General features: G+C 65.7%; 26 protein-coding genes, 3 tRNA genes and 1 pseudogene. 7 read left to right on the plus strand and 23 right to left on the minus strand.

Annotation, left to right across the window (positions count from 1 at the left end; translation table 11 throughout):
• The coding region (locus tag EPN29_08295; GenBank protein TAN32177.1) for a PAS domain S-box protein at window positions 1-714 on the minus strand (714 nt) is incomplete at its 3' end.
• A gap of 482 nt (window positions 715-1196) precedes the next feature.
• Between EPN29_08295 and EPN29_08300 the strand changes: the two genes are divergently transcribed.
• The 3 genes from EPN29_08300 to EPN29_08310 all read left to right on the plus strand — a co-directional run bounded on the left by EPN29_08300 (window position 1197) and on the right by EPN29_08310 (window position 3178).
• Window positions 1197-1272: transfer RNA gene (locus EPN29_08300), tRNA-Thr, on the plus strand.
• 50 nt (window positions 1273-1322) lie between these two features.
• A complete protein-coding gene (locus tag EPN29_08305) occupies window positions 1323-1787 on the plus strand; it encodes a hypothetical protein (GenBank protein ID TAN32178.1) in 465 nt (154 codons plus the stop codon).
• The gene (locus EPN29_08310) at window positions 1613-3178 is read left to right on the plus strand and encodes a dipeptidase (protein ID TAN32179.1); all 1566 of its coding nucleotides are present in this window, start codon (window positions 1613-1615) and stop codon (window positions 3176-3178) included. Before EPN29_08305 ends, EPN29_08310 begins: the two co-directional genes overlap by 175 nt.
• 1 nt (window position 3179) lies before the next feature.
• On the opposite strand, the gene EPN29_08315 is transcribed toward EPN29_08310, so the two are convergent.
• The 7 genes from EPN29_08315 to EPN29_08345 form a co-directional block, all read right to left on the minus strand.
• Complete coding sequence (locus EPN29_08315) at window positions 3180-3566, minus strand: DUF2255 family protein (GenBank protein ID TAN32180.1); 387 nt, start codon at window positions 3564-3566, stop codon at window positions 3180-3182.
• A 51-nt stretch (window positions 3567-3617) separates the two neighbouring features.
• Window positions 3618-4370 (minus strand): hypothetical protein, encoded by a 753-nt coding sequence (locus EPN29_08320; GenBank protein ID TAN32181.1) that lies wholly within the window; start codon window positions 4368-4370, stop codon window positions 3618-3620.
• A 42-nt stretch (window positions 4371-4412) separates the two neighbouring features.
• Complete coding sequence (locus EPN29_08325; protein ID TAN32182.1) at window positions 4413-5456, minus strand: metallophosphoesterase; 1044 nt, start codon at window positions 5454-5456, stop codon at window positions 4413-4415.
• Complete coding sequence (locus EPN29_08330) at window positions 5378-7009, minus strand: APC family permease (protein TAN32183.1); 1632 nt, start codon at window positions 7007-7009, stop codon at window positions 5378-5380. Before EPN29_08330 ends, EPN29_08325 begins: the two co-directional genes overlap by 79 nt.
• A 276-nt stretch (window positions 7010-7285) precedes the next feature.
• On the minus strand, window positions 7286-8131 hold the full coding sequence (locus tag EPN29_08335) for an alpha/beta hydrolase (protein ID TAN32184.1): 846 nt from the start codon (window positions 8129-8131) through the stop codon (window positions 7286-7288).
• Window positions 8132-8268: 137 nt separating this feature from the next.
• Window positions 8269-8886 carry a hypothetical protein gene (locus EPN29_08340; GenBank protein ID TAN32185.1) on the minus strand — a complete coding sequence of 206 codons (618 nt, stop codon included), beginning with the start codon at window positions 8884-8886 and terminating at the stop codon, window positions 8269-8271.
• A 306-nt stretch (window positions 8887-9192) separates the two neighbouring features.
• On the minus strand, window positions 9193-10098 hold the full coding sequence (locus EPN29_08345) for an HNH endonuclease (GenBank protein ID TAN32186.1): 906 nt from the start codon (window positions 10096-10098) through the stop codon (window positions 9193-9195).
• Window positions 10099-10189: 91 nt separating this feature from the next.
• On the opposite strand from EPN29_08345, the gene EPN29_08350 reads away from it, so the two are divergent.
• Window positions 10190-10762 carry a hypothetical protein gene (locus tag EPN29_08350; protein TAN32187.1) on the plus strand — a complete coding sequence of 191 codons (573 nt, stop codon included), beginning with the start codon at window positions 10190-10192 and terminating at the stop codon, window positions 10760-10762.
• Window positions 10763-10912: 150 nt separating this feature from the next.
• Here the strand turns inward: EPN29_08350 and EPN29_08355 are convergent, their stop codons facing one another.
• The 4 genes from EPN29_08355 to EPN29_08370 form a co-directional block, all read right to left on the minus strand.
• Window positions 10913-11224 (minus strand): hypothetical protein, encoded by a 312-nt coding sequence (locus EPN29_08355; GenBank protein TAN32188.1) that lies wholly within the window; start codon window positions 11222-11224, stop codon window positions 10913-10915.
• A 24-nt stretch (window positions 11225-11248) separates the two neighbouring features.
• The gene (locus tag EPN29_08360) at window positions 11249-12016 is read right to left on the minus strand and encodes a hypothetical protein (GenBank protein TAN32189.1); all 768 of its coding nucleotides are present in this window, start codon (window positions 12014-12016) and stop codon (window positions 11249-11251) included.
• A gap of 412 nt (window positions 12017-12428) precedes the next feature.
• Window positions 12429-12519, minus strand: a tRNA-Ser gene (locus EPN29_08365).
• Between the two features lie 44 nt (window positions 12520-12563).
• A tRNA-Asp gene (locus EPN29_08370) sits at window positions 12564-12642 on the minus strand.
• A gap of 95 nt (window positions 12643-12737) precedes the next feature.
• On the opposite strand from EPN29_08370, the gene EPN29_08375 reads away from it, so the two are divergent.
• The 3 genes from EPN29_08375 to EPN29_08385 all read left to right on the plus strand — a co-directional run bounded on the left by EPN29_08375 (window position 12738) and on the right by EPN29_08385 (window position 15085).
• A complete protein-coding gene (locus EPN29_08375) occupies window positions 12738-14015 on the plus strand; it encodes a cyclic nucleotide-binding domain-containing protein (protein TAN32190.1) in 1278 nt (425 codons plus the stop codon).
• Between the two features lie 117 nt (window positions 14016-14132).
• Complete coding sequence (gene erpA / locus EPN29_08380) at window positions 14133-14513, plus strand: iron-sulfur cluster insertion protein ErpA (protein ID TAN32191.1); 381 nt, start codon at window positions 14133-14135, stop codon at window positions 14511-14513.
• A 62-nt stretch (window positions 14514-14575) separates the two neighbouring features.
• Window positions 14576-15085 carry a hypothetical protein gene (locus tag EPN29_08385; GenBank protein TAN32192.1) on the plus strand — a complete coding sequence of 170 codons (510 nt, stop codon included), beginning with the start codon at window positions 14576-14578 and terminating at the stop codon, window positions 15083-15085.
• 10 nt (window positions 15086-15095) lie between these two features.
• Here the strand turns inward: EPN29_08385 and groL are convergent, their stop codons facing one another.
• From groL to EPN29_08440, 11 genes and pseudogenes are all read right to left on the minus strand, one after another.
• Window positions 15096-16718 carry a chaperonin GroEL gene (gene groL, locus EPN29_08390; protein ID TAN32193.1) on the minus strand — a complete coding sequence of 541 codons (1623 nt, stop codon included), beginning with the start codon at window positions 16716-16718 and terminating at the stop codon, window positions 15096-15098.
• Between the two features lie 18 nt (window positions 16719-16736).
• Entirely contained in the window at window positions 16737-17042 is a 306-nt protein-coding gene (locus EPN29_08395) for a co-chaperone GroES (GenBank protein TAN32194.1), read from the minus strand.
• Between the two features lie 104 nt (window positions 17043-17146).
• Window positions 17147-17377, minus strand: coding sequence for a hypothetical protein (locus EPN29_08400; GenBank protein ID TAN32195.1), 231 nt, complete (start codon window positions 17375-17377; stop codon window positions 17147-17149).
• 21 nt (window positions 17378-17398) lie between these two features.
• Window positions 17399-18425, minus strand: a pseudogene (gene tsaD / locus EPN29_08405) (tRNA (adenosine(37)-N6)-threonylcarbamoyltransferase complex transferase subunit TsaD).
• An 85-nt stretch (window positions 18426-18510) separates the two neighbouring features.
• Entirely contained in the window at window positions 18511-19113 is a 603-nt protein-coding gene (gene rimI / locus EPN29_08410) for a ribosomal-protein-alanine N-acetyltransferase (protein TAN32196.1), read from the minus strand.
• Window positions 19113-19793: a tRNA (adenosine(37)-N6)-threonylcarbamoyltransferase complex dimerization subunit type 1 TsaB gene (tsaB, locus tag EPN29_08415; GenBank protein TAN32197.1), complete on the minus strand. Its 681-nt coding sequence runs from the start codon at window positions 19791-19793 to the stop codon at window positions 19113-19115. The genes rimI and tsaB overlap by 1 nt, the downstream gene beginning before the upstream one ends.
• Window positions 19691-20110, minus strand: coding sequence for a tRNA (adenosine(37)-N6)-threonylcarbamoyltransferase complex ATPase subunit type 1 TsaE (gene tsaE, locus EPN29_08420; protein TAN32198.1), 420 nt, complete (start codon window positions 20108-20110; stop codon window positions 19691-19693). Before tsaE ends, tsaB begins: the two co-directional genes overlap by 103 nt.
• Complete coding sequence (locus EPN29_08425) at window positions 20097-20978, minus strand: thiamine-monophosphate kinase (protein ID TAN32199.1); 882 nt, start codon at window positions 20976-20978, stop codon at window positions 20097-20099. The genes tsaE and EPN29_08425 overlap by 14 nt, the downstream gene beginning before the upstream one ends.
• Window positions 20975-21721, minus strand: coding sequence for a thiamine phosphate synthase (thiE, locus tag EPN29_08430; protein ID TAN32200.1), 747 nt, complete (start codon window positions 21719-21721; stop codon window positions 20975-20977). Before thiE ends, EPN29_08425 begins: the two co-directional genes overlap by 4 nt.
• Window positions 21598-21816: a mycothiol system anti-sigma-R factor gene (locus EPN29_08435; GenBank protein TAN32201.1), complete on the minus strand. Its 219-nt coding sequence runs from the start codon at window positions 21814-21816 to the stop codon at window positions 21598-21600. The genes thiE and EPN29_08435 overlap by 124 nt, the downstream gene beginning before the upstream one ends.
• On the minus strand, window positions 21816-22391 hold the full coding sequence (locus EPN29_08440) for a sigma-70 family RNA polymerase sigma factor (protein TAN32202.1): 576 nt from the start codon (window positions 22389-22391) through the stop codon (window positions 21816-21818). The genes EPN29_08435 and EPN29_08440 overlap by 1 nt, the downstream gene beginning before the upstream one ends.
• Between the last annotated feature and the right edge of the window lie 13 nt (window positions 22392-22404).

The following is a 22404-nucleotide window of genomic DNA, read 5'->3' on the forward strand; positions in this document are numbered from 1 at the left end:
GAGGACGTCGGTCAGCCGCCCGTCACGGTGCCGGATGGTCAGCGGGTAGTCGGTGACGAAGCCCTTGGCGAAGACCTGCTCATAGCCCTCGCGGGCCTTCTCCGGCTCGGTGAAGTAGTCCGAGAAGTCGGTCCCGATGAGCTTCTCACGGGGCACCCCGGTCACCTTGATCGAGCCCTCGTTGACGTCGGTGATCTTACCCTCCGGGCTGATCGTGACCAGGGGGTCCAGGCTCGCCTCGATCAGGCTCCGCGCGTACTGCGAGGTGATGCGCGCCCTCTCCTCGGCGCGCTTCCGCTCGGTGATGTCGCGAGCGATCGAGGACGCCCCGATGATCTTGCCGCTCGCGTCGTGGATCGGCGAGACGGTCAGCGAGATGGAGATCGCGCTTCCATCCTTCTTGACCCGCACAGTCTCGTAGTGCTCCACACGGTGGCCGTCCCGGATCTCCTTGAGGATGTTGACCATCTCATCAGGCCGATCCCTGTGGATCAGGACCGAGAACGGTTTGCCGATGATCTCGTCGGCTTTGTAGCCGTAGATCTTCTCGGCGGCCGGGTTCCAGCTCGTAACGACCCCTTCGAGGGTCTTGCTGACGATGGCGTCATCGGAAGAGTCGACGATGGACGCGAGCAGCCCGAGCCGCGTCTCGCCCTCCCCATTCCGCCTCTTTTCAGCCGCGGGCCGCGCGTTGTCTAGCGTAGATCGTGCCATGCGCTCACCACTCCTGAAGAATCGGGCCGCTCTACCGGCCCAGCAGTCAGCCGACCGCCGGCCCAGGTTCCTTCTCTTGATCTACCAGGCGTCGAGGTGGCGGGCCAGAGGATGCCTCCTGGGCCCAGCCGCGCGCCCGCGAGCCGCTCGACAACGAACGCTCCAGCCAGATCGTCGAAACGCATGCCGAACTCCAGGGGCGGCGCCGCAAAGCCACTGATAAACGAGCCCTGAACTCGCACGCCCCGGATAGATCATGACAGCAAGGTCCGAACCCGACTGAAAATCTTTAGTAATGACTCAATAAGTAGAATTGCAACCGAGTCGCCGCCGGGACCAGGCTTGGGCACGCGATCACAGAGGACGCGCGCGCGACGCCAAGGATCTGGGACGGGCTCCCGGCGCGGAAATCATCAGTCGGAGCGCTCGATCTGTCGACGTGCGCTTCCGAGCAAAGGGGTTCCGCTACCCTTCGTGAAGGCGCCGGCGTAGCTCAATTGGCAGAGCAGCTGTTTTGTAAACAGCAGGTTACAGGTTCGATTCCTGCCGCCGGCTCCAACGCGTTTTCCACCGGTGTGGGCGACAATGCTTGAGAGGAGGTTGGTGAGATGAAGGCTGAAGAGAGAACGCCACTGATCGAGCGGTACCGCGAAGGCCATCGCACCGTCATGGAGGCGCTGCAAGGCGTGACCGAGGACGAGCTCGATCACTCGGCCAGCGGCGAGTGGACCCCGCGCATGATCGTCCACCACCTTGGCGACAGCGAGATGATGTCCGCCATCCGGCTCCGCCGCCTCCTGGCCGAGGACGCACCCCTCATCCACGGTTACGACGAGGCGGCGTTCGCCGACAAGCTGACGTCGGACCGCCCGATCGAACCGTCTCTCGAGGCGATGCGATGGGCACGCGAGTCGACGGCGCAGATCCTGGAGCGGCTGACCGAGGACGACTGGCGTCGCACTGGGACGCACAGCGAAAGCGGGCCGTACTCCGTCGAGAGGTGGCTGACGATTTACGCCAAGCACGCCCACGACCACGCCCAGCAAATCAGGCGCTCGCGGGGCAAGGCGTAGCGGTGGCCACGACCCACACGTTGCTTGAGGACGCGCTGGCGCGAGCGGCAGCCGCCCGCGATACGGACCTCGCCGACCTCGTCGAGGCGCTCCGGATCCCTTCGGTGAGTACGCTGCCGGAGCGGCGCGAAGACTGCCTGCGCAACGCCCGGTGGCTCAGGGACCGTTTCGACCGGCTGGGCATGAAAACAGAAATCGTCGATGTCATGGAGGGCGGACTTCCGGTCGTCGTCGCCGAATGGACCGGTCAACCGGGCAAACCCCACCTGACGATCTACGGCCACTACGACGTCCAGCCGCCAGACCCGCTCGACGAGTGGCAGTCGCCGCCTTTCCAGCCCGAGCTGCGCGACGGCCACATCTACGCGCGCGGCTGCGCCGACAACAAAGGCAACCACCTGGCGACGATCAAGGCGGTCGAGCATCTTTTCGCCGCCGGTGCTCCGCCGGTCAACCTGCGCTTCCTCATCGAGGGCGAGGAGGAGATCAGCGGCGAATCGCTGCCGCGATACATCCGTGCCAGCGCATCAAAGCTCAAGACCGACGCGGTGCTCATCTGGGACAGCGGAATGGACGAGGATGGAAACCCGACCCTCGCCACCACTCTGCGCGGGCTCCTGTACGTCGAGCTCCACGCCACCGGCCCCGCCGTCGACCTTCACTCGGGCGTGTTTGGTGGCGTGGCGCCGAACCCGATCAACACGCTGGCGCGGATTGTCGGCGAGCTGAAAGATCGCCATGGTCACATCACCATCCCCGGTTTTTACGACGCCGTCCGCAAGCCGAGCCCGGAGGAATTGGCCGATTGGAAGAAGAAGGACGCGAGATACGCCGAAACGGTGAAGCGCCTGTCGGGCGCTCGGGTTCTCGAAGGTGAAGAAGGGTTTCTCGCGATCGAGCGCACCGGCAGCCGGCCGACCCTCGACGCGAACGGCATCGTCGGGGGCTTCATCGGCGAGGGCAAGAAGACCGTGATTCCCGCACGCGCGTCCGCCAAGGTCAGCATGCGCCTGGTTCCCGACCAGGACTGGAGGACGATCCTCGCCTCGCTGGAGAAGCGTGTGCGAGAGCTGACGACGCCGGGCGTCGAAGTGAAGGTCGAGCTGCTCGGTGCAGCGCCGCCCGTGACGTGCGGCGTCGACCACGCACCCGGAAGGGCGATGCGCGCCGCCTACAAAGAGGCATTCGGCAGGGAGACGGCGCTGATCCGGACGGGGGGTTCGATACCGGTGTCGATCGACTTTCAGGAAGCGGTCGGCGCACCGATCGTGGTCAGCGGCATCGCGCAAGCCGACTGCGCGATCCACTCACCCAATGAGCACCTGGTGATCGACAACTACCACCGTGGGATCGAGGCCGTCATCCGGTTTATCTGCCGCCTGGCCGAGTAGCTCAGGACTCTGTCACGGGTAGGAGCTCGAAAGTCGCCTGCTCGCCCGGCGTGAGCGGCTCGGAGGGTGTGGACGGCTCGACATAGGAGCCGTACTTCTTCCGGGCGAGCTGGGAGACCAGACGAGCTTCGTCGGGGTCCGTCACGTGTCTGGGCTTGAACCTCACCGCCTTGCCGCCCATTAGCAGGACGCCCTCGCCTCGGGCCAGCAGGTTCTGCGGCCAGTGGCGCCCGGGACCGGCGCCTGAACGAATGAAGATTCTGCGCCCGTCCGTCGACACCCATATGGTCACGTGCTTGGGCTTGCCGCTCTGGCGCCCGACGGTGGTGAGAACCACCTCGCGCTCGCGTGCCGCGGCCTCAAGCACGTCCTGTTTGAAGCTATGCATCTGTTGCTATGAACCGGTCGAGGACGATTTCGATTCCCAGCTGACGGCCTGTCAGGTCGCCGCTTCATCCGGCAGGTCGTACCACTGAAGGCGCCGGCCGATGCGATTTCTGATGCGCCAACCCAGTGACTTGCGAGTGTCTTGAATCTTCGAGCCGAGCAGCGACAGCCGTTGATGCACCGTTCGAACATCGTGGGGATTGCTGAGAATCTCCGGCGCCAGCTTTTCGACCTGCACCAGGTTGTCGGTGACCGTGGTGTGCCAACCCCAATCCGACGCGCAAAGTGACGCGATCCGTGTGGCGTTGAGGGTCAGTGGCGTGTCCGCCCCACCCATCTCGAAGTGGAGCAGCAGCGTCAGGGAGTCGAGGACATCCTTCCGATTCAGCTCCACGATCTGAAGTTTGAGGAGCAGGAGATCGGAGACCGGCAGGGTGAAACCGGGGGCGGCGAGCCCCGGCTCCAGGTCCAGCCGGTGGCACATCTGGAATTCGCTGACGAAGATGTCGACCTGCCGCTCGCGGATCGGATCGATGAACAGCAGGCGCGCGTCACCATGCTGCGCGTTGAATCGCTCGTCGGCCCGGTATCCCTCTGAGACCAGAACCCGCACGGCGCGCGCTGAGTGTCGACGCGGAATGGCGAGATCGATATCGTGATACGTCCGCGCCAGCTCATCGCACGCGACCCGACCCTGGCACGCCACAGCGACCGCAACCCCGCCCAGCAGGCGCATCGCCACCTCACGGTCGCCCGCCGATCCCACCAGGCGCCGGCCCTCGGCCACCGCATCTTCGAGGGTCATCCGGGTAGCTGGATGCTCAGCCAGGTGGCCCCGCCGCCCGCCTCACCCCTGAACAAACTGCCAGCTCTCCAACCCCTTGCTGCCAAGCTGAACCAGCACCCCACGCAGGATGCCCTCCGAATACTCGGACCCGGGGTTGACGCACAGAGTTCTTCCAATCTTCTCGGCGCCGGCGGATTCGTGGACGTGGCCGTGCAATCCGAGCAGCGGCTGAAGTCGCTGCAGGATGCCACGAACGGCCTCGGATCCAACGGCTCCGCTGGACTGCCCGCCGAGGCCGCTCTTCGGCCGGAGCTGGTGGTCAAGCTCCGGCGCCTGATCGAGATGAGTTCCCCGTGGCGGACAGTGAAGGTTGAATACCGCCGTCGTCGGATTCTGCAACCGCGCTGCAAGGGAATCGAGCTGGCCGGCGATCTCGTTTTCCGGCAACTCGCGCGGCGTCCTCCAGGGCGTGGGTGGTGAGTATCCGTAGGACAGCAGCTCGTAGCCGCCTGGCAACTCCTGAATCCCGTCTTCCGCATATACGATCCTCGACGACTGGCGGATGATGTCCGCCAGCTCCGGCGGATCATCATTGCCAAGCATCATGAAACAGCTCGCCTTGGTTCCCGCGAGCCGCTCGTCAGCCAGGCGAACCCACCCGATGAGCCGCTCTTCGACCGCTTTGCGAAAGGCCTTGTCGAGCGCCTCCGGGTCGGACTCCAGCGCCCGCGCGGCGTGAGGCGACAGGATGAGGTCGTAGGAGCCGGAATCCCGGATCCGGCGCTGGAGGTCGGCAAGCTCACTCTCATTCCGGGCCCTGAGCTGTTGCCCGCCGACCTCCCCGTTCCAGCCGTCTTCGGTCTCGATCACCGCGACGACGGCCTTGCCCGTGATGTCGCCCCCCAGGATCAGGGCGTCGACGCCATACGCCGCGGCCGCGTTCAGCCACTTCCTGAAGCACTGCTCCGAGCCATGCACGTCGCTGGCGAAGAACAGCCGCGTCCCGGCAGGGCGTCGAAGGAACCTCACTCCGGCGGCAGGCTCGTGAAGGCCAGGCCAAGGTCGACTCCTCGGGCCCTGTTCGCGAAGTAGGAGATCGGCCAGATGACGATCGCGACGGCGCCGATCACGAGGGTCGCCTTGATGCCAACCGGTGAGTTGGCTCCAAGCGAGCTATTGGTCAGCAACAGGTAGAGGACGAGCCCGTAGACGATGGCCGCGGCCAAACCGAGCAGGGAGAACACCGGCACCCCGGCCACCGACCAATTCACCGACGAAGCCTTGAACAGATGCGGCTGACGCCAGGGAAACAGGATCCCGGCGACGGCGATCACGATGAAGCTGTAAGCCTGGCCGATGGCGAGCGTATAGAGAAGCTGGGTGATCCAGGCTTGGCCGAAGACCAGGAACGCGAGGAACACGAGCCCGACCACCATCACCACGGCGTTGGCCACCAAGGGCGAGTGCGTGCGGGGATGAACTTCGCTGAACTTGGCCGGCATGACGCGATCGAATGACCAGGCGAACATGCTTCTGGTGACGATCAGAAAGCCAACGGGAAGAGTGGAGACGAGCGCCGCAATCGAGCAGATCATGAGGACCACCTGAACGACCGAGGAGTGAGACAGAAGGGAGACGAAGAGGAAGAAGGAGGATGGGCTGGCAAATGGGTAATCCTTGCTGGCCGCGTTCGACAGCGATGTCGCAGACCCCAGGAAATCAGAACCGAAGGTCTGGTCCGCCAGCGCCATCAGCACGGCTCCGAGCACGGTCCCGAGGACCAACGCTGAGACCATGCCGGTGAGCATCGTCTTGCGCGCGTTTCTGACCTCGCCACCCATGTAAGCGGTCAGGATCCCGTAGCCGAGAGCGCCGAAGGCCAGCGGGAAGGCGACGAAAGTGGCCACCGGGTCGGAGTTGGCGCCATAGCCCCCGTACCCAGCCTTGTGCGCCGTGGCGATTATCTGGGCGTAGTTGCCGCCGTATTCGGCCACCGTCTGGACGAAGTCCGATCGCCCGTGCAGCAGCAGGATCGCGATCGAGACCGCCGCGGCGACCAGTGACAGGACGAGTAGGACGATGACGACCTTGATGTAGTGCCTCAAGCTGAAGCTGAGCAATAGAGCGGTGAGCACCAGAGCGATCGCTCCGAAGGCAAACGTCCAGCCCGGAGTGGCGACGGCGCCCGCCCAGGCGATGAGGGTGTCGCTGTGAATGGAGACTCCCAATGCGGAGAGCGCGGCTGACACCGAGAAGGGCGCGATCAACGACGCACCGTACGCGGTGGCCATCAGAATCCAGGCGACGAAGTTGAAGTTGACGGCGAAGCCCAACCATGGATGCAGGGAGCGGGTCACGTAAACGTAGTCCCCGCCCGCGCGCGGCATCACGCTTCCGAACAGCCCGTACAGCAGGATCGGGAAGAGCGCCAGGACTCCAGCGATGACCGTGCTCCAAACGATCGATCCACCCGGGAAGGCGGCCGGTTCGGTGGTGGCGACAAAAATCAGCCAGATGACGCCGATGCCGGAGATGTTCAGGGCGACGGCGCTGGGCAGCGAAATCGCCCGAACCAATCCGCTGGATTGCCGCACATACAACGTCGAACTGGCAGCGGACCCCCGCGAAGCGACCGAACTTTCGCTCTTCGAACTCATGCCCTTCCTCCAGCGGTTCGTCTAATTCCGTCGCCTGGGCGGCGGACTAATTAGCACCCGACCCGGACGCGGAGCGTAGTGATAACACCTTGCGGTCAGGTTGACAAGTGGTCAGGCCATTCCTGTGAAGAGGTCATCGGGTGGCATGGAGTCGCAGCCCGACAATCTGGGGTCGACGGGGTACTCCTCACGCACTCACCAGTTGGCGCAGGTGCGGATCACCCGCAACAAGCCGTCCCCGGGGCGGCTCGCCGCCCCGGGGGGATCAGATCGCGGTCAGGCCTTCGCGGTCACAGGCACGGGATGGGCCGCAAAGAATCTCGTCATGGCCATCGCCGCATCTTCCGGGTTCTCGATCTGCAACAGATGACCGGCCCGGGGCAGCGTGAAGTCCTCCGTCTGAGGCAGCCTTTCGTGAATCAGCTGCGTGACTTCCGCGAAAACCGGCAGCGTGTCGGCGCCGTTGATGAGAAGGACTGGCTGAGTGATGCGCCGGCCGTCCTCTGCGTTGAATGGCCAGACCTGCAGGGCCGGCATCTCGACCTGAAAGAAAGTATCGGCCGCTCTCGCCGCCTGAGCCATGGCTCCCGGAACGACGCTTTCCATGACGTCCATCGCGTTCGGCCCGCCCACGCCCTGAAGGAAAGCCTCGGTCGCCGCGGCCTTCTCGCCCCGCCCGTAGAGCTCGATCACCGGCGCCAGCTGGCTCATCATCACCTGACCGCCCGGAACCAGCAGGATCAGCGCCGGCTCCATCAGGACCAGGGAGTGGACGAGGTGGGGCGCGTCGATCGCGAGCTGGAGAGCGACGGCACCCCCGAATGAGTGCCCCACCACATGGGCCCTCTCGACGCCCAACTTGCGGAGCAGAGCGGCGCAGTCCGCGGCCTGCTCGGCGATGCTCACCGTGCCCGTCGCGGGGCTGCTTCCCTCATAGCCCCGCCGGCGGTAGCGGATCAGGTGGAATCCCTTCAGCGCCGCCTGGGTCATCACCGGCACGTAGCCATCAGTGCCCAGGCTTCCGTGAATCAGGACGACCGGCTGGCCCGAGCCCGCCTCCTCGTATTCCAGCTGGATACCGTCGACCGACGTCCGCCGCAGTGGCCGAAGTTCGGATGCCATCTCAGCCTCCCTTGGTCAGTCGCTCTCGACTTGGCCATCCGATGCCTACGCCGTTGGACCGGCCAAGTATGCGCCGCTCGGGACGCGATGGAAGGTGAATCTGGCGACGACCAAACACCCGTGGCGGAGAGGGAGAGTTAGGCCGTTGCCGGCCGCGTGCCCTGACACTTTGGGTAGGTCGAGCAGCCCCAGAAATGCTCGCCCTCGCTCGCACCACGTCTGGCGATCCTAAGCACCATCGGGGACTCGCATCGCGGGCACACAGGAGCGCTCGCGGTTGGCCGAGGCTCAGAGGTCTGCACAGCTGCCTGGGTTCGTCTCACCTCCGCGATCATCCCGCGCAACTTGGGGCCATCGATCAGCTCCAATCTCTTATCTAGTGCGAACGCCACTGCCTCGACTGTGAACGACCCGCTCGTCACAAAGATCGCTGCGTCTGCCTTCTCGTCGTCCAATACGCCCCACAGCTCACGCAGCGGCTGCACGCCGACATGCCGATTCTTCCAGTGCTTGCACTGAACGATGAGCCGCTCACCGGTTGCGTAGGTCAAATTCACGTCGACCCCGCCGTCTGCCATTGGGCCACCGCGCGGCACCACTGTGGCGCCCTTCCGCCGATAGAACTCCGCGATGAGTCGCTCGAACTGCCTCCAGGTGAGGCGGGCTGGGTCGTCAGTGGAATCGAAGGTCCGACGGTCGATGAACCGTCGCAAAACACCGACGATCGTGTAAGCGAGAACGAGACCGGCCAACAACCAGACGAGCCACCTTCCGAACTGAAACCAAATCCCGGCGATGACCGAAGCTCCGGCGAATACGGGTGCCAGCCACCCGAAGGCCGCCAGCAGTACAGCGACGATTAAGCCCGCAAGCGGCGGGAGGTCCGCGAAAGGCGCCGCAACCTGCTCGAGATGGCTAGGTGACGCGGCGTAAACTCACTTCTCGACCGGGCGTGTCTCGGCCCCATTCCTCCTTCCGAAGCGTGCGCAACCGACTGGACCAATCCGAGTCCGTTATGCCGACAAAAGCGTCTGGAGGCTTGCGGCCACTAGCCACCTGCATCATCCCGCCTTGCGGAAACGTTCGTAGCGCTCGGCCAAGAAATCAGTATTCGGCCGAAGGACCTTCTGGCGCGGGACCGTAATGACCTGACCATCGAATCCCTGCAAGCCAACCTTAAGCATCGGCCCGTCGACTTCGCGAAGGACGTCACCCCTAACCTCGATCTTGAGATCAGGGCGCACCCCGAGGATGTCCGCATCGAAGGCCGCGTGGTGGAGCTTGCACAGGGCCAGTCCGTTGGGAACGACCGGATCGCCAAGAGGGTGGTTGTCGGGCAAGATGTGAGCCGCGTCCAGCAGCTCCCAATGGCGCAATCGGCACACCGCGCACGTCTTCTCGTATGCGTCCAGAACGCGGACCCTGAAGAGTGACTGGTGCAAACGCTTTGTCATCAGCGTTGCCAGATACGCACGTCTCGGCATTTCGGCGATCGTGGCCGGGGTCTCGAAATCCGAGACGTCTTCAGTCAGGATTGTGAACGTAAGTCGGGCTGGATCGTCTCTGACAACGTAGGCCGGCCATTCGGCGTGATAGAGCCCGGGTTGGTGTCCATGGAAGTAGACCAGCGGCACGTGTTCCGCCATCGCCCGACGCAGACCTACATTGTCAGGATGCCGGGGATCAGTACCGCGATACCGGTAATGAACTCCCTCATATGTGCGCTCGTCCTCGTACGGCCTCTCCTTGCCAGGAATCTCCGGAACCGTGGTGATGCTTAGCGGTAGCTCACAAACAGCTGGCTTGAAGATGCCTTGAGGAGCCACGAGCGGCACGCGCCGGCCGTCGAGCTGGAACCCCTGCTCGAGAATGCGCCGAGGGAGCACCGAGCCTCCGTGCAGGGTGGTCTGCTCCCTGAGGAAGTTGAATGCCGCCACCCTCACGACGCGGTCGAGGTCGGTTCCCACTGGGCAGGAATCTTAGTGTCGAACCGGCCGCCTGGCGCTCTCTTAAAGGGCTGGGTTGGCGCCGCCCAGCCGCGTCGGGTAGCTTCCACCAATGCCCGCTGCCGCCGACGACCGCCAGCTGCTCGAGGCGTTGATCGGGCGTGCGGCTCGCTTACTGCCGCTCGGACTGGCCCAGCTGCTCGAAGCCGATGATGGCGAGTTGACGACCGTCGGGCTTTCGCGATCGGCCCGGCGACGCCTGCTCGCCTGTGCTGAGGTCGCCCGGCGGTACCAGCCAAGCACCAATCCGTCCAACCCGATCACCGGACCGTCCCAGGCTATGGCACACCTAGGTCGGATGCGAGCGCTTGACCAGGAGACGCTGGCAGTCTTGCTGCTGGACGTCCGGCTCAGCCCAATCAGCCTTGAGATCGTTGCGATGGGTGCCGTGGCCCACGTCTCGGTCGAGGCTCGCGAAGTTTTCGCTCCCGCCTTCGCCTTGCGCGCCAGCTCATTGCTACTTGCGCACAACCACCCATCCGGAGACGCCGAACCCAGTCCTCAGGATGTCGAATTCACCCGCGCAATGGTGGAGGCCGGTCGGGTCCTGCGCGTCGAGGTGGTCGACCACCTGATAGTGACGCCCCGGAGCTATTACAGCTTCCGACGGTCAGGACGCATCTAGGAAGCTCTCACGCGCGCTGGAAGAGAAGCCTTCAACCTAACCAAAAGCGCCTTCAAGAGTCCGTGAGTGGCCGAGCAGCTTAATCTTGGATCAACAATTGATGATCGTCACCTAGATACGAAACGGCGCCGCTGTACCTCGGGGCGGCTCTCAGGAAGGTGAACTGCTCGGGACGCTCGCCTTTACTTGCTCAACAGCCCACTCCAGCACCTGAAAAAAACGACTTCGCCCGGCTTCGGAAGCCAGATCCGTGAGCACGATTGACGGGCGCTTTTCAATCGCATCCGACGTTAGCTGGACAGCTGGGATCTCGTTCAGCTTGCGCAGCAGCTCCTGTCGAACAATGGGATCAGTGAACGGGGGCCGTGTTCGTAAGTACTGGAAACCGATCTCGACACGACCGTATGTCCAGACGGTCGCAAGGTAGTACGAAGAGCCACCCGCCTCCAAGATGAGTGCCATGGACCCATCTTGAGTCCCGCGTCCTCACCACACTCGGGTCACTGCTCGAGACGCCCAATGAAAGATCGCCCGAGCTGCATCAGTCGCTTCAGGACCTCGTCGCTGACTCAGGTCAGCAAAGAACGACGCCTCATCCCATTGCCGATAATCATGCGAAGACCGCGCGCGCAAATCCGCTCGCAGTCCAAGGACTCGTGGCACCAATGTGCGGCTCTTGCTGCCTTTGGCCACGAATTGCCTGATCTCGATGGCGATGACTTCAGATGGATCCATCTGGCGGTTCAGAAACTCAATAATTGTTAGGAGCTCCTGTGGTATTTGATCAGCGATAAACACCAGGCGGACCCTGCCGGCCTGTAAATTGGTCCTGGCACGCTCCCAGAAGGTTTCAGTGTCCACTTCTGGACCGAGAAAAGCCTCAAGGGCCTCATCGGGATCTACACCGTCGACCTGGCACCGCGCATCGAATCGGCTCCTGAGTACGTCTGCAGGCCAGTAGACGACCGCGTTCGCAGCGTACTCGAGCATTTGGCCGACTACCTCACGTCGTATCCGCGTATCAGTGCTTCGCTTAACCTCCACGATCGCGGGAATCGCGTCCTGGTCAAGGAACACGTGGTCGAGGGACCAACGGTCCGAGCCGTCCGGTTCGCCAGGGACCGCCATCTCACGGGCGATTAACAGCCATCGGCGCGGAGTCGCTGGGTCGACCTGGTCACCGGCCATGATTGTTGGATGGTTTGCGAGTAGCTCCTGAAGCACTGCCTCCGAGTCGTATGGCTGCTCGCTCATTTCGGTCAACCGACCCGAGCCATCAATCAGGAAGACTCCGGACGCGCTCACACGACTACTCGGCCCTGCTGACGCGTAGAAAGACTGGCACTCACGCGAAGGTTAGCGTCCAACAGCCGACTGATGAATGACTACCAAGTCCCAGGGGAACGCGACAGCCGCATTTGCCAGACCTGACGCCGGGCGCTTTTCGGCTGTAACCGCCAAATCCGGGGCCGTAGAAGGCCGTAGACCCATCTCCATATAAACGGGCTTTGGGAGGCGGGAGACGACGGCCTTGCCAAACACCCAACTTTCTCCGCTGCGGCGCTTCGCCCAAACGAGGCCAGCAGCGAGTGGGTCAGTACGGTTAGGGCGGCAAGGAAGGGGTCGGACACCTCGGACGGCGTGGCCCTCATGGTCTCGGAATGACTGGCGGAGAGGGAGAGATTCGAACTCTCGATGGGCCAGTGACCCATAACGGTTTTCGAGACCGCCGCCTTCAACCACTCGGCCACCTCTCCGTCTGCTTGTTCCACGCCCTCGGGCGCGGGGTTGGAGCGGTCGATGGCGGTCCCGACCGGATTCGAACCGGCGTTCTCGGCCTTGACAGGGCCGCGTGTTTGGCCAGGCTACACCACGGGACCGACGGCGGCTAAGTCTACCAGTGGCTGGAACTCGGCCAGCCCCGCCCACCGCTTCGGGCTGAGAGCCAGAACCCCGCACCTATAATTCGTTCGGCGTGAGCGACACCGACCGGCTCGGAGGCGGTTCACCGGATGAACTGCGGAAGCGATTCCAGATCCTGGAGCGCGTGGCGATCTTCTTCACGCTGCCTGACAACATCCTTCATGCGCTCGCCCGACGGCTGGCGCCGGCTTCCGCCACCAAAGGCTCGGTCATCGTGCACCAGGGCGACCCCGGAGACACCATGTTCGTGGTCGAAGCCGGACGCTGCGAGGTGTTCGTCGAGGAGTCCCCGGGCCACACCATCACCATCGCGCTGATGGGGCCAGACGACTTCTTCGGCGAGATGGCGTTGATTTCTGAAGAGACCCGCACCGCCAGCGTGCGCGCGCTGGAAGACTGCCATCTGCTCACCCTCGACCGCAAGACGCTTTACGAAACCCTGCCGCCCGACTCCGACGCCATCATCGAACTGACCAAGCTCGTCGAGCAGCGCAAAGACACCCTCCCCAACCTGATCGCCCGGGCGAGAATGGTCGCGCCCGAGCAGGCGGCCTCGACGGTCGCCGTGTACTCGCCCAAGGGTGGCTCCGGTCGCACCACGGTGGCGGTGAACCTCGCCGCCGCGCTGGGCAAGCGGTTCCCGGGCGAGGTCCTGCTCGTCGACCTGGCCCTCCCCTACAACCACGCCGCGCTCATCTCCTACCTGACCCCGACCGGCTGCCTCGCGGCGGCCAGCCAGGTGCCCCCGGCCAACTTCGAAGAGGCGGTGCTCGGAGCGATCCTCCACCACCCGGGCGGCATGATGCTCCTGCCGGGCGTGCTGCGCGCCGAGCAGGCGGACCTCATCACCGTCGACCTGGTCAATCGCGCCATGGGGATCCTGGTCAACGCGTTCCGCTACATCATCTTCGACCTCGGAGTCGCGTTCACCGACATCGTCATCAGCGTCCTCGACCACTCCCAGCGCGTGCTGGTGCTGGTCACGCCCGAGCTTTCGTCGCTGAAGGACGTGGGCGAGCTGTTGAACATCTTCACCAATGTGCTCAACATCGTCCCCGGCCGCGTCATCCTCGCGCTCAACAACAAGGTGCCGAAATCGGTGGTGAGCAAAGAGGACGTCATCCGCACGCTCAAGCAGGACCTCGCGGTCGAGATCGACTTCGACGGGACCAAGCCCGACGAGGCGGCGGTCAAGGGCGAGATCCTCGTGCTCACCGATCCCAAGAGCGCCATCTCGCGGGGCGCCGAGCAACTGGCTCAGCTGATCGGAGGTACGGCCGCCGCCGAAGCCAAGACGGCGAAGAAGGGTTTCAAGCTCGGGCGAGGCTGACCGTTTTAGGGGAGTCCGCCTCCCCCACCGGGCGCTGCGGCGAGCTCCGGGGCTGCGGCGCCGGAACCCCTGCCGAAGCGGGGAGGTGGCTGACAAACTCGTGGTAACATCCTCACCGTGATCGAACAAGCTGTCGTCTCACTCACCCCGGAAGCCCAGTCGCACCTGAAAGAGCTGCTCGCCAAGGAAGGCAACCCGCAGCTCGCGCTGCGCATCTTCGTCAGCGGCGGCGGCTGCTCCGGCATGCAGTACGGCATGGCCTTCGACGACAACCGGAGACCGGACGACCTCGTGATCGAGCACGACGGCGTGCAGATGGTCGTCGACGACTTCAGCGCTCCGTACATCCGCGGTTCCGAGATCGATTACGTGGACAGCCTGATGGGCGCCGGCTTCACCGTGCACAACCCCAACGCGGTCCACTCCTGCTCGTGCGGCCACTCCTTCGACACCGGCGACGACGCCGGAGGTGCGCAGGCTTGCGGCTGCGGCCACTGACCTCCTTCTAGATCCTCCATCCGAGGGCGCCGGCCACGAGGCGGCGCCCTTATCTTTTTCCGATGGGGTTCCTCCGCTCCAGGCGCTTTCGTGAGGCTGTGCTGCTGACCGTCGGCGTCGTCACGCCGGTGGGCATCCTCGCCGTGAACTTTTCCGCTTTCGTGATGTTGCATCTCGCCGAGTTCCGCGTCGGCATCGCCGCCTGTGCCCTGCTGAGCGGCCTGGTGCTCAACGGCCTGACGGCATGGTGGCTGCTTCGACTCGCCAGCCGGAACGCACCCCCGCTCTTCCGTGAGTACCGGCTCTGGGCGATCGGCGCCGCGGTGCTGATCGTGCTCCTGACCGCGGCCGGCGGCGGCTACCTGACCTACCTCGGAATGCGGGACCCGCGCCGCCTGCCGGATTCGCTGTCCGTGGTCGTCGCCTCGTTCATGCTCCTGCTGCCGTTGGCGGTGACCTTCGCCGGTCGCAAGATGGCCGGCATGGGCGGCATCATCCCGGTCGACGAACCGGCGGCAAAAGAGAAGAGCCCCCCGCACCGGCGAGGGGCTCGTTTGGGTCGCTCTTCTTAGGTCCGAAGACCTACATCATGTCGGGGGACATGCCACCCGGCATGCCGCCGCCCCTCTTCTCTTCGGGGATCTCGGTCACCATCGCCTCGGTGGTGAGCACCATCGCTGCGATCGAGGCCGCGTTCTGAAGCGCCGAACGCGTGACCTTGGCCGGGTCGACGATCCCTGCGGCGAACATGTCGACGTACTTGTCGTTCAGGGCGTCGTATCCGTGGCCGGTCTTGCCCTTGCGGATTTCCTCGATGATGACGGAGCCCTCCTTGCCGGAGTTCAAGCAGATCTGCTTGACCGGCTCCTCGAGCGCCTTGCGGACGATGTTGACCCCGGTCAGCTGGTCTTCCTTGAGGCCGAGTCCGCCGTCGAGCTTCTTCTGCGCGTTCAGCAGCACGGTGCCACCGCCGGCGACGATGCCCTCTTCCACCGCCGCCTTGGTCGCGCTGAGCGCGTCCTCGATGCGGTGCTTCTTCTCCTTCTGCTCCACCTCGGTGGCGGCTCCGACCTTGATCACGGCGACACCGCCGGCGAGCTTGGCCAGCCGCTCCTGCAGCTTCTCCTTGTCGAAGTCAGAGGTCGTGTCCTCCACCTGGTTCTTGATCGCCTTGATCCGAGCCTGGATCGCCTCGGGCTTGCCCGCGCCTTCGACGATGGTGGTGTCGTCCTTGGTGACGGTGACGCGGCGGGCCTTGCCCAGCTGCTCGAGCTTGGTCTGGTCGAGCTTGAGACCGAGGTCCTCCGAGATGACCTGGCCGCCGGTCAGGATGGCCATGTCCTCGAGCATCGCCTTGCGGCGGTCACCGAAGCCGGGCGCCTTGACGGCGACCGCGGTGAACGTCCCGCGCAGCTTGTTGACGACGAGCGTGGCGAGTGCCTCACCCTCGACGTCCTCGGCCACGATCAGCAGCGGCTTGCCCTGCTGGACCACGCGCTCGAGCACCGGGAGCAGGTCCTGGATCGAGGAGATCTTGCGGTCCGTGATGAGCACGAACGGCTCCTCGAGCACGGCCTCCATCCGGTCCGGGTTGGTGACCATGTACGCGGCAACGTAGCCGCGGTCGAACTGCATGCCCTCGACCACTTCGAGCTCGGTCGCCACGGCCTGGTTGTCCTCGACGGTGATCACGCCGTCCTTGCCGACCTTGTCCATCGCGTCGGCGATGAGATTGCCGATCTGCTCGCTCTGGCTCGAGATCGCCGCCACGTGCGCGACGTCCTCGTGGCCCTTGACGGGCACGGACAGCTTCTTGATCTCCTCGACGACGGCCTCGACGGCCTTCTCGATTCCGAGCTTCAGCTGCATCGGGTTGGCGCCCGCGGTGACGTTGCGGAAGCCTTCGTTGATCATGGTCTGCGCCAGCAGCGTCGCCGTGGTGGTGCCGTCACCGGCCACGTCGTTGGTCTTGGTCGCGACCTCGCGCAGCAGCTGCGCGCCGGTGTTCTCCATGGGGTCCTTGAGCTCGATCTCACGCACGATCGTCACACCGTCATTGGTGACGGTCGGGGCGCCGAACTTCTTCTCCAGGACCACGTTGCGGCCCTTGGGGCCGAGCGTGATGCGCACGGACGAGGCGACGATGTCGATGCCCTTCTTGAGGGCCTGCCTCGCTTCTACGTCGAATGTGACTGTCTTCGCCATATATCTCCCCTCTATGCCTTAGTGCTTCTTGCCGTTGGACGCGACCACAGCGAGCACGTCCTTCTCCGAGACGATCAGGTACTCGACCTCGTCGAGCTTGAATTCGTTGCCGGCGTACTTCGCGTAGAGGACCTTGTCACCGACCTTGAGCTCCATCGGCACCTTGGTGCCGTTGTCCAGGATCCTGCCGGTCCCCACAGCCTCGACGATGCCCTCCTGGGGCTTCTCCTTGGCGGTGTCCGGAAGCACGATCCCGCTCTTGGTCTTCTCCTCTTTCTCGACCGGCTTGACCACTACGCGGTCGCCCAGCGGCCTCAAGTTCATCTGCGCCCTCCTCAGCAATTTGGTGGTTTCGGCATCCCCCATTTCCGAGCGCTTAGCACTCGGAAGGGTCGAGTGCCAATTGTACTACCCGCCGCCTTGGGGGGCTAAACGTCCGGCTCGGCGGGCCTGGCGTCGGCCTCGCGGATGAGCCGGCGGGCGGCCGTGGCCTGGTCGTCGGGGACCAGGACCTGGGCCTCGGTGAAATTGACGGCATAAGAGTACGCGTGGTCGCCGAAGACCTCGACCCGGAGGCCGTTGGCCTCCAGGACCGCGGCCAGCAGATCGGCCTGGAGACGCTCGCCCCGGAACACCACCTGCCAGCCCTTGACTCCCACCGTGGTACCAGCTTAAGCCCCTCATCCCAGCCCTCCCCCACGGGCAGGCACGCTACCAGCTGAGAGAGGGGTCGACCGTCGCCGGTTGCGGACCCAGGACCTGGCCGGAGTAGTGGCCGGCGGCGGCGATCATGGCGGCGTTGTCGGTGCACAGGTCCAGCGGCGGCATGGTGAGGCGAGCGCGGCCGCCGACCACCTCCGCCGCCCGCTTGCGCAGGAGCGTGTTGGCCGCCACGCCCCCGCACACGACCACCTCCGGGCAGGGTGACTCGCTCAAAGCGGTGTCCAGCTTCTCCAGCAATGACTCCACCACCGACTGCTCGAACGCAGCCGCCAGGTCCGCCTTGACCTGCGGACCGGCTGCGTCACCCAGGTCGCGGAGGCGATAGAGCAGCGCGGTCTTGAGGCCGCTGAAGCTGTACTCCAACCCTTTGAGAGAAGGTCGCGGCAGAGGTTGGCGGCGCGGGTCGCCGGTCCTCGCCAGCCGGTCGAGCGCGGCGCCGCCCGGGTAACCCAGGCCGAGCATGCGCGCCGCCTTGTCGAAGGCCTCGCCTGCCGCGTCGTCGCGGGTGCGGCCCATGACCTCGAACCGGCCGTGCTCCGGCATGCGGACCAGGTCCGAATGCGCGCCGCTGACCACCAGTCCGAGGAGCGGAGGCTCCAGGTCGGGGCGGGTGAGCATCGCGGCGTAGATATGGCCCCAGAGATGGTTCACGCCCGTGAGCGGTCGCGACCACGCCGCCGCCAGGCCTTCCCCCACGCCGACCCCGACCAGCAGGCATCCGGCGAGGCCCGGGCCGCGAGTCACCGCGATGAGGTCGACATCGTCCGGCTTGGCGCCCGCGCGCTCGAGCGCGAGGTCGAGCAGGTGCGGCAGGCGTTCCAGGTGGTCGCGCGCCGCAAGCTCCGGCACCACGCCGCCGAAGCCCGCATGCAGGTCGACCTGCGAGTGGATGACGTTAGCGAGGATCTTGCGGCCGCCGGCGACCACCGCGACGGACGTTTCGTCGCAGCTCGTCTCTATACCCAGCGTCAGCGGCTGTTGCATCTCCCCACCCGGCGCTACGCGCCACCTTCCCCGCCAGCGGCGAGGTGACCTATGGAATCAACGCCCTCCCCGCTCGGGGAGGTGCTCAATCGGATTTGGTTATCAGCTCCCGGCGGAGGCCGTGCACGTCGGCCTCGATGCGCTCCAGGTTGGCCTCGTACGCCCTGCGGAATCGAGGCGAGTGGATGGAGTCGGACCACATCACGATCGCGTCTTCGCCATTGTCGGTGTAGTAGCCCTTGCGCCGGCCGATGACCTTAAAGCCGAAGGACTCGTACATGCGCATCGCGTTGTCGTTGGTGGTTCGCACCTCCAACGTCACCCACTTGGCGCCCATGTCGTAGGCCGCCTGCACCAGGCCGGCGAAAAGGATGCGGCCGTAGCCGCGATGCTGGAGGTCCCGGCGCACGCCGATGGTGGTCACGTGCGCCTCGTCGTACATGCGCCACATGCCGCCGTAACCGATGATCGTGGCGTCGAGGTCCGGAGCCCTGTACCCGCCCGGTTTCTCGACCAGGCCCTCCTGCCGCAGCACGACGTAGTGCGCGCTGGCGCGTGAGGCCAGCTCGCGGTAGTAGGCGTTGCGCGGCCATGGCGTCGCGAAGATCTCCCGCTCGATCTCCTGGACTGTGGCGACGTCGCCCTCGCGCATCAGCTCGAGGGCCAGCTGCTGTCGGATCTGAACCATCACGCCCGCCCCGAGAACGACTGCATGTACTCGAGCCTGAGACTACCATAGGCAACTTCGCGTGCCGACTCCAGCAGCCGCGACGCGGCGGCGCCGAAAGATCGCAGCGCCTGCTCACGCTGGAAGTGCAGGCCGGCGGCCGTCAACGCCGTCTCGGTGGCGGCTCGCAACCAGCCCACGACCGGCAGGTCGCCGGGCAGCTCGTGCGGCTCGGCGAGACCCGGTGCGGCGCCGGGTGCCAGGAAGTAGACGCGCCCCCGCCCGGCCTCGGCGACCGCCAGCACCGGCTCGCGCCCCCGCGCCGCCTGGATGCGCAGCGTGGCCAGGGGGACGATCGGTATCCCCAGGCCGACGGCCAGGCCGAGGCCGAATGCAACCCCAACGCGCAGGCCGGTGAACGAGCCAGGGCCCGTGGCCACCGCAACCTTGGTCACCGCCCGCCCGCCGCTCAGCTCGCGGAAGCGCGCCGGGAGGTCGAAGGTGCGCCCGGACTCGTGGAGCTCTTCGTGGATCACCTTGCCCGACGGGTCCAGCAGCGCCAGCGCGGAGCGGGCGGAGGACGTGTCGATGACGAAGATCAACGGCGAAGGTCTCTTTCGATGCGCAGGCGGCGCCGGTCGCCGCCGAGGTGCTCGATGTCGATCCGCGCCGCGCCGGGGGCTTCGAGACGATCGCCCCACTCGACGAGCACGGCGCCCTCGTCGAGCAGCTCGTCCAGGCCGAGATCGGCGAGCTCGGCCGGCGACTCCAGCCGGTACAGGTCCACATGGGCGAGCTGGACCCGGCCGGGATACACGCGCACGAGCTGAAAGGTCGGGCTGGCCACCGCCGCCGGCGACCCCGCACCGCGCGCCACCCCGCGCACGAAGGTCGTCTTCCCGGCGCCCAGCTCACCCGTCAACAGCACCAGGTCGCCCTTGCGAAGGCGCCCGCCGAGGCGCTCGCCCGCGGCCTCGGTTTCCGCCGGCGAAGCGGCGATGAGATCACCCAAAGTGATCGAAGCCTGTCAGATTGAGCGGCAGCGGCTTGGCGTCAGCGCCCACCACGGTGACGGCAGGGCCGGCGGTGAGCACGCCCAGCGGACGCAGGCCGGCGGCTCGGATGAGCTCCTCGGGACCGGCGCAGACCAGCTCCGCCTCTTCCCCACTGGTCAGTGCCTCCTCCAAGGTGGCGCCCTCGGCCACCGGCACGTCGGCCGCCCGGATGACGCACCCGGCGCCTGAGAACGCCGCGAACTTCTCCATCTCCCGCAGCAGCCCGTCCGAGATATCGCCGCAGCACAGCCCGGCCTGGTTCAGCCGGCGGCCCTGCTCGAGCAGCGGCACGAGGCGCAGCGGGCGGCGCTCACCAAGCGCCACCGACGCCGCCCCCAGGGGACCGGTCACCGCCACCGACCATCCCGGCCTGGCCTCCGACCGGGCGAGCGGCAGCGCGTCGGTGCGTCCCACGACGGTGATCGACAGGACGGCCGGGCCGTCGGTGGAGCTCGTGTCGCCGCCGACGATCATCACCCCGGTCTTGCGCGCGAGCGCGGCCATGCCCTTGTAGAGGCCTTCGAAATCGTCCACCGCCCAGGTCTTGGGCACCGCGACCGACGTCAGCGCCCACCAGGGCGTCGCGCCCTTGGCGGCGAGGTCACCGAGCGCCAGCGCGAGGGCGCGCCATCCTGCGTCCTCGGCCGTCATCCAATCGAGGTCGAAGTGGACGCCCTCGACCGCCAGGTCACAGCTCGCCACGGTGATGAGGCCGCGGTCATTCCAGGCCGCGGCGTCATCCAGGCCTGCCGGAATCTCAAAGCCCTCGGTGGTGAGATAGGCACTGATCCGTTGCAGCAACCCGAGCTCGCCGATACCGTCGACCTTCATGCGCCCAGCATGGCACGCAGCCGCCGGGTGGCCTGTTCGGGGTCGGGCGCATCCGCCACCGCCCTGATCACGCACGCGCGCCGCAGGCCGGCCGTGATCACCTGGGCGATGTTGGACTCGTCGATGCCGCCGATGGCGAAGACCGGGACGGCGGGGACGGCCGCCGCGACCGCGACCACACCGAAAGGCCCGATGACCTCCTTGGTGGTCTTGAGAGGTGTGGCGAACGCCGGCCCGCTGCCGATGTAGTCGGCGCCATCGGCGACGGCGGCGCGGGCGGCCGCCGGGCTCGAGGCGGAGGCGCCGATCAGCAAGCGGTCACCGGCGACCCGGCGCGCCGAGGCGACGGTCAGGTCTTCCGGGCCGAGGTGCACGGCGTCGGCACGGCTCAGCACGGCCAGGTCGACGTGGTCGTTGACGACGAAGAGAGCGCCGGATTCGGCGGTCAGGTCGCGGAGTCTGCGCGCCAGCGCCAGCAGCTCACCTCGGACGAGCGTCTTGTGGCGAAGCTGGATCACGTCGGCGCCGCCGCGGAGAGCGGCGGCGGCCAGCTTCACCAGGGCGTCGGGCGGGCCGTCCGGGGTGATGACGTAGAGGCGGGCGGCGGCCAGCCGCCGGCTCAGCTGAGGATCTGGCGCAGCTTTTCCCTGAACGCCGGCGGGGCGGTGTCGCAATCGCAGGAGTGCCTCACCAGCCGCTGCAGGTGGGCCTGGAACTCGTAGTGTTCGGAACAATCGGGGCAGCCCTCCAGATGGAGCTGCAACTCCAGCACCTCGGTGCTGTTCAGCTCACGGTCGACGTAGCGGTCGAGCTTCTCCGAGCAGTCCTTGCAGTTCATCACTGGGACACTTCCTTGGTGCCGTTGCCGCGGACGATACCGGATTCGAGCGCATAGTCATAGAGGGATTTTTGTAGCTGCTGCCGGGCACGGTGGAGGCGGGACATGACGGTTCCGATCGGCACCCCCAGCGTCTGGGCGGCGTCCTTGTAGGAGAAGCCTTCGACGTCGACCAGCAGCACCACCTCGCGGTGGAGCGGCGGGAGCTGCTCGACCGCCTTGACGACCTCGCTGGCGGCGAGCTTGTCGAGGACGTCGGCCTCCGGCTTGGCCCCCTCGTCGCGGAGCTTCTCGTACAGGATGAACTCGCCGACGTCGTCCAGGCTCACGTCCTCTTTGCGAGAGCCCTTGAAGCGGTCCCAGAAGAGGTTGCGCATGATCGCGAACAGCCAGGCCTTCATGTTCGTGCCCGCCTGGTAGCTGTGCTGGTAACGCAGCGCGCGGAGGTAGGCCTCCTGGACGAGGTCCTGGGCCTGGTCGGGGTCGCGCGTGAGCCGGAGCGCGCCCCGATACAAAGTGTCGAGATGGGTCAATGCCTCGTCCGCAAAGGCGACTCGCGCGGGACTTTCCGCCATCAGTACTGCCAGT

The organism is bacterium, from assembly GCA_004299235.1.
GTDB lineage: Bacteria > Chloroflexota > Dormibacteria > Dormibacterales > Dormibacteraceae > SCQL01.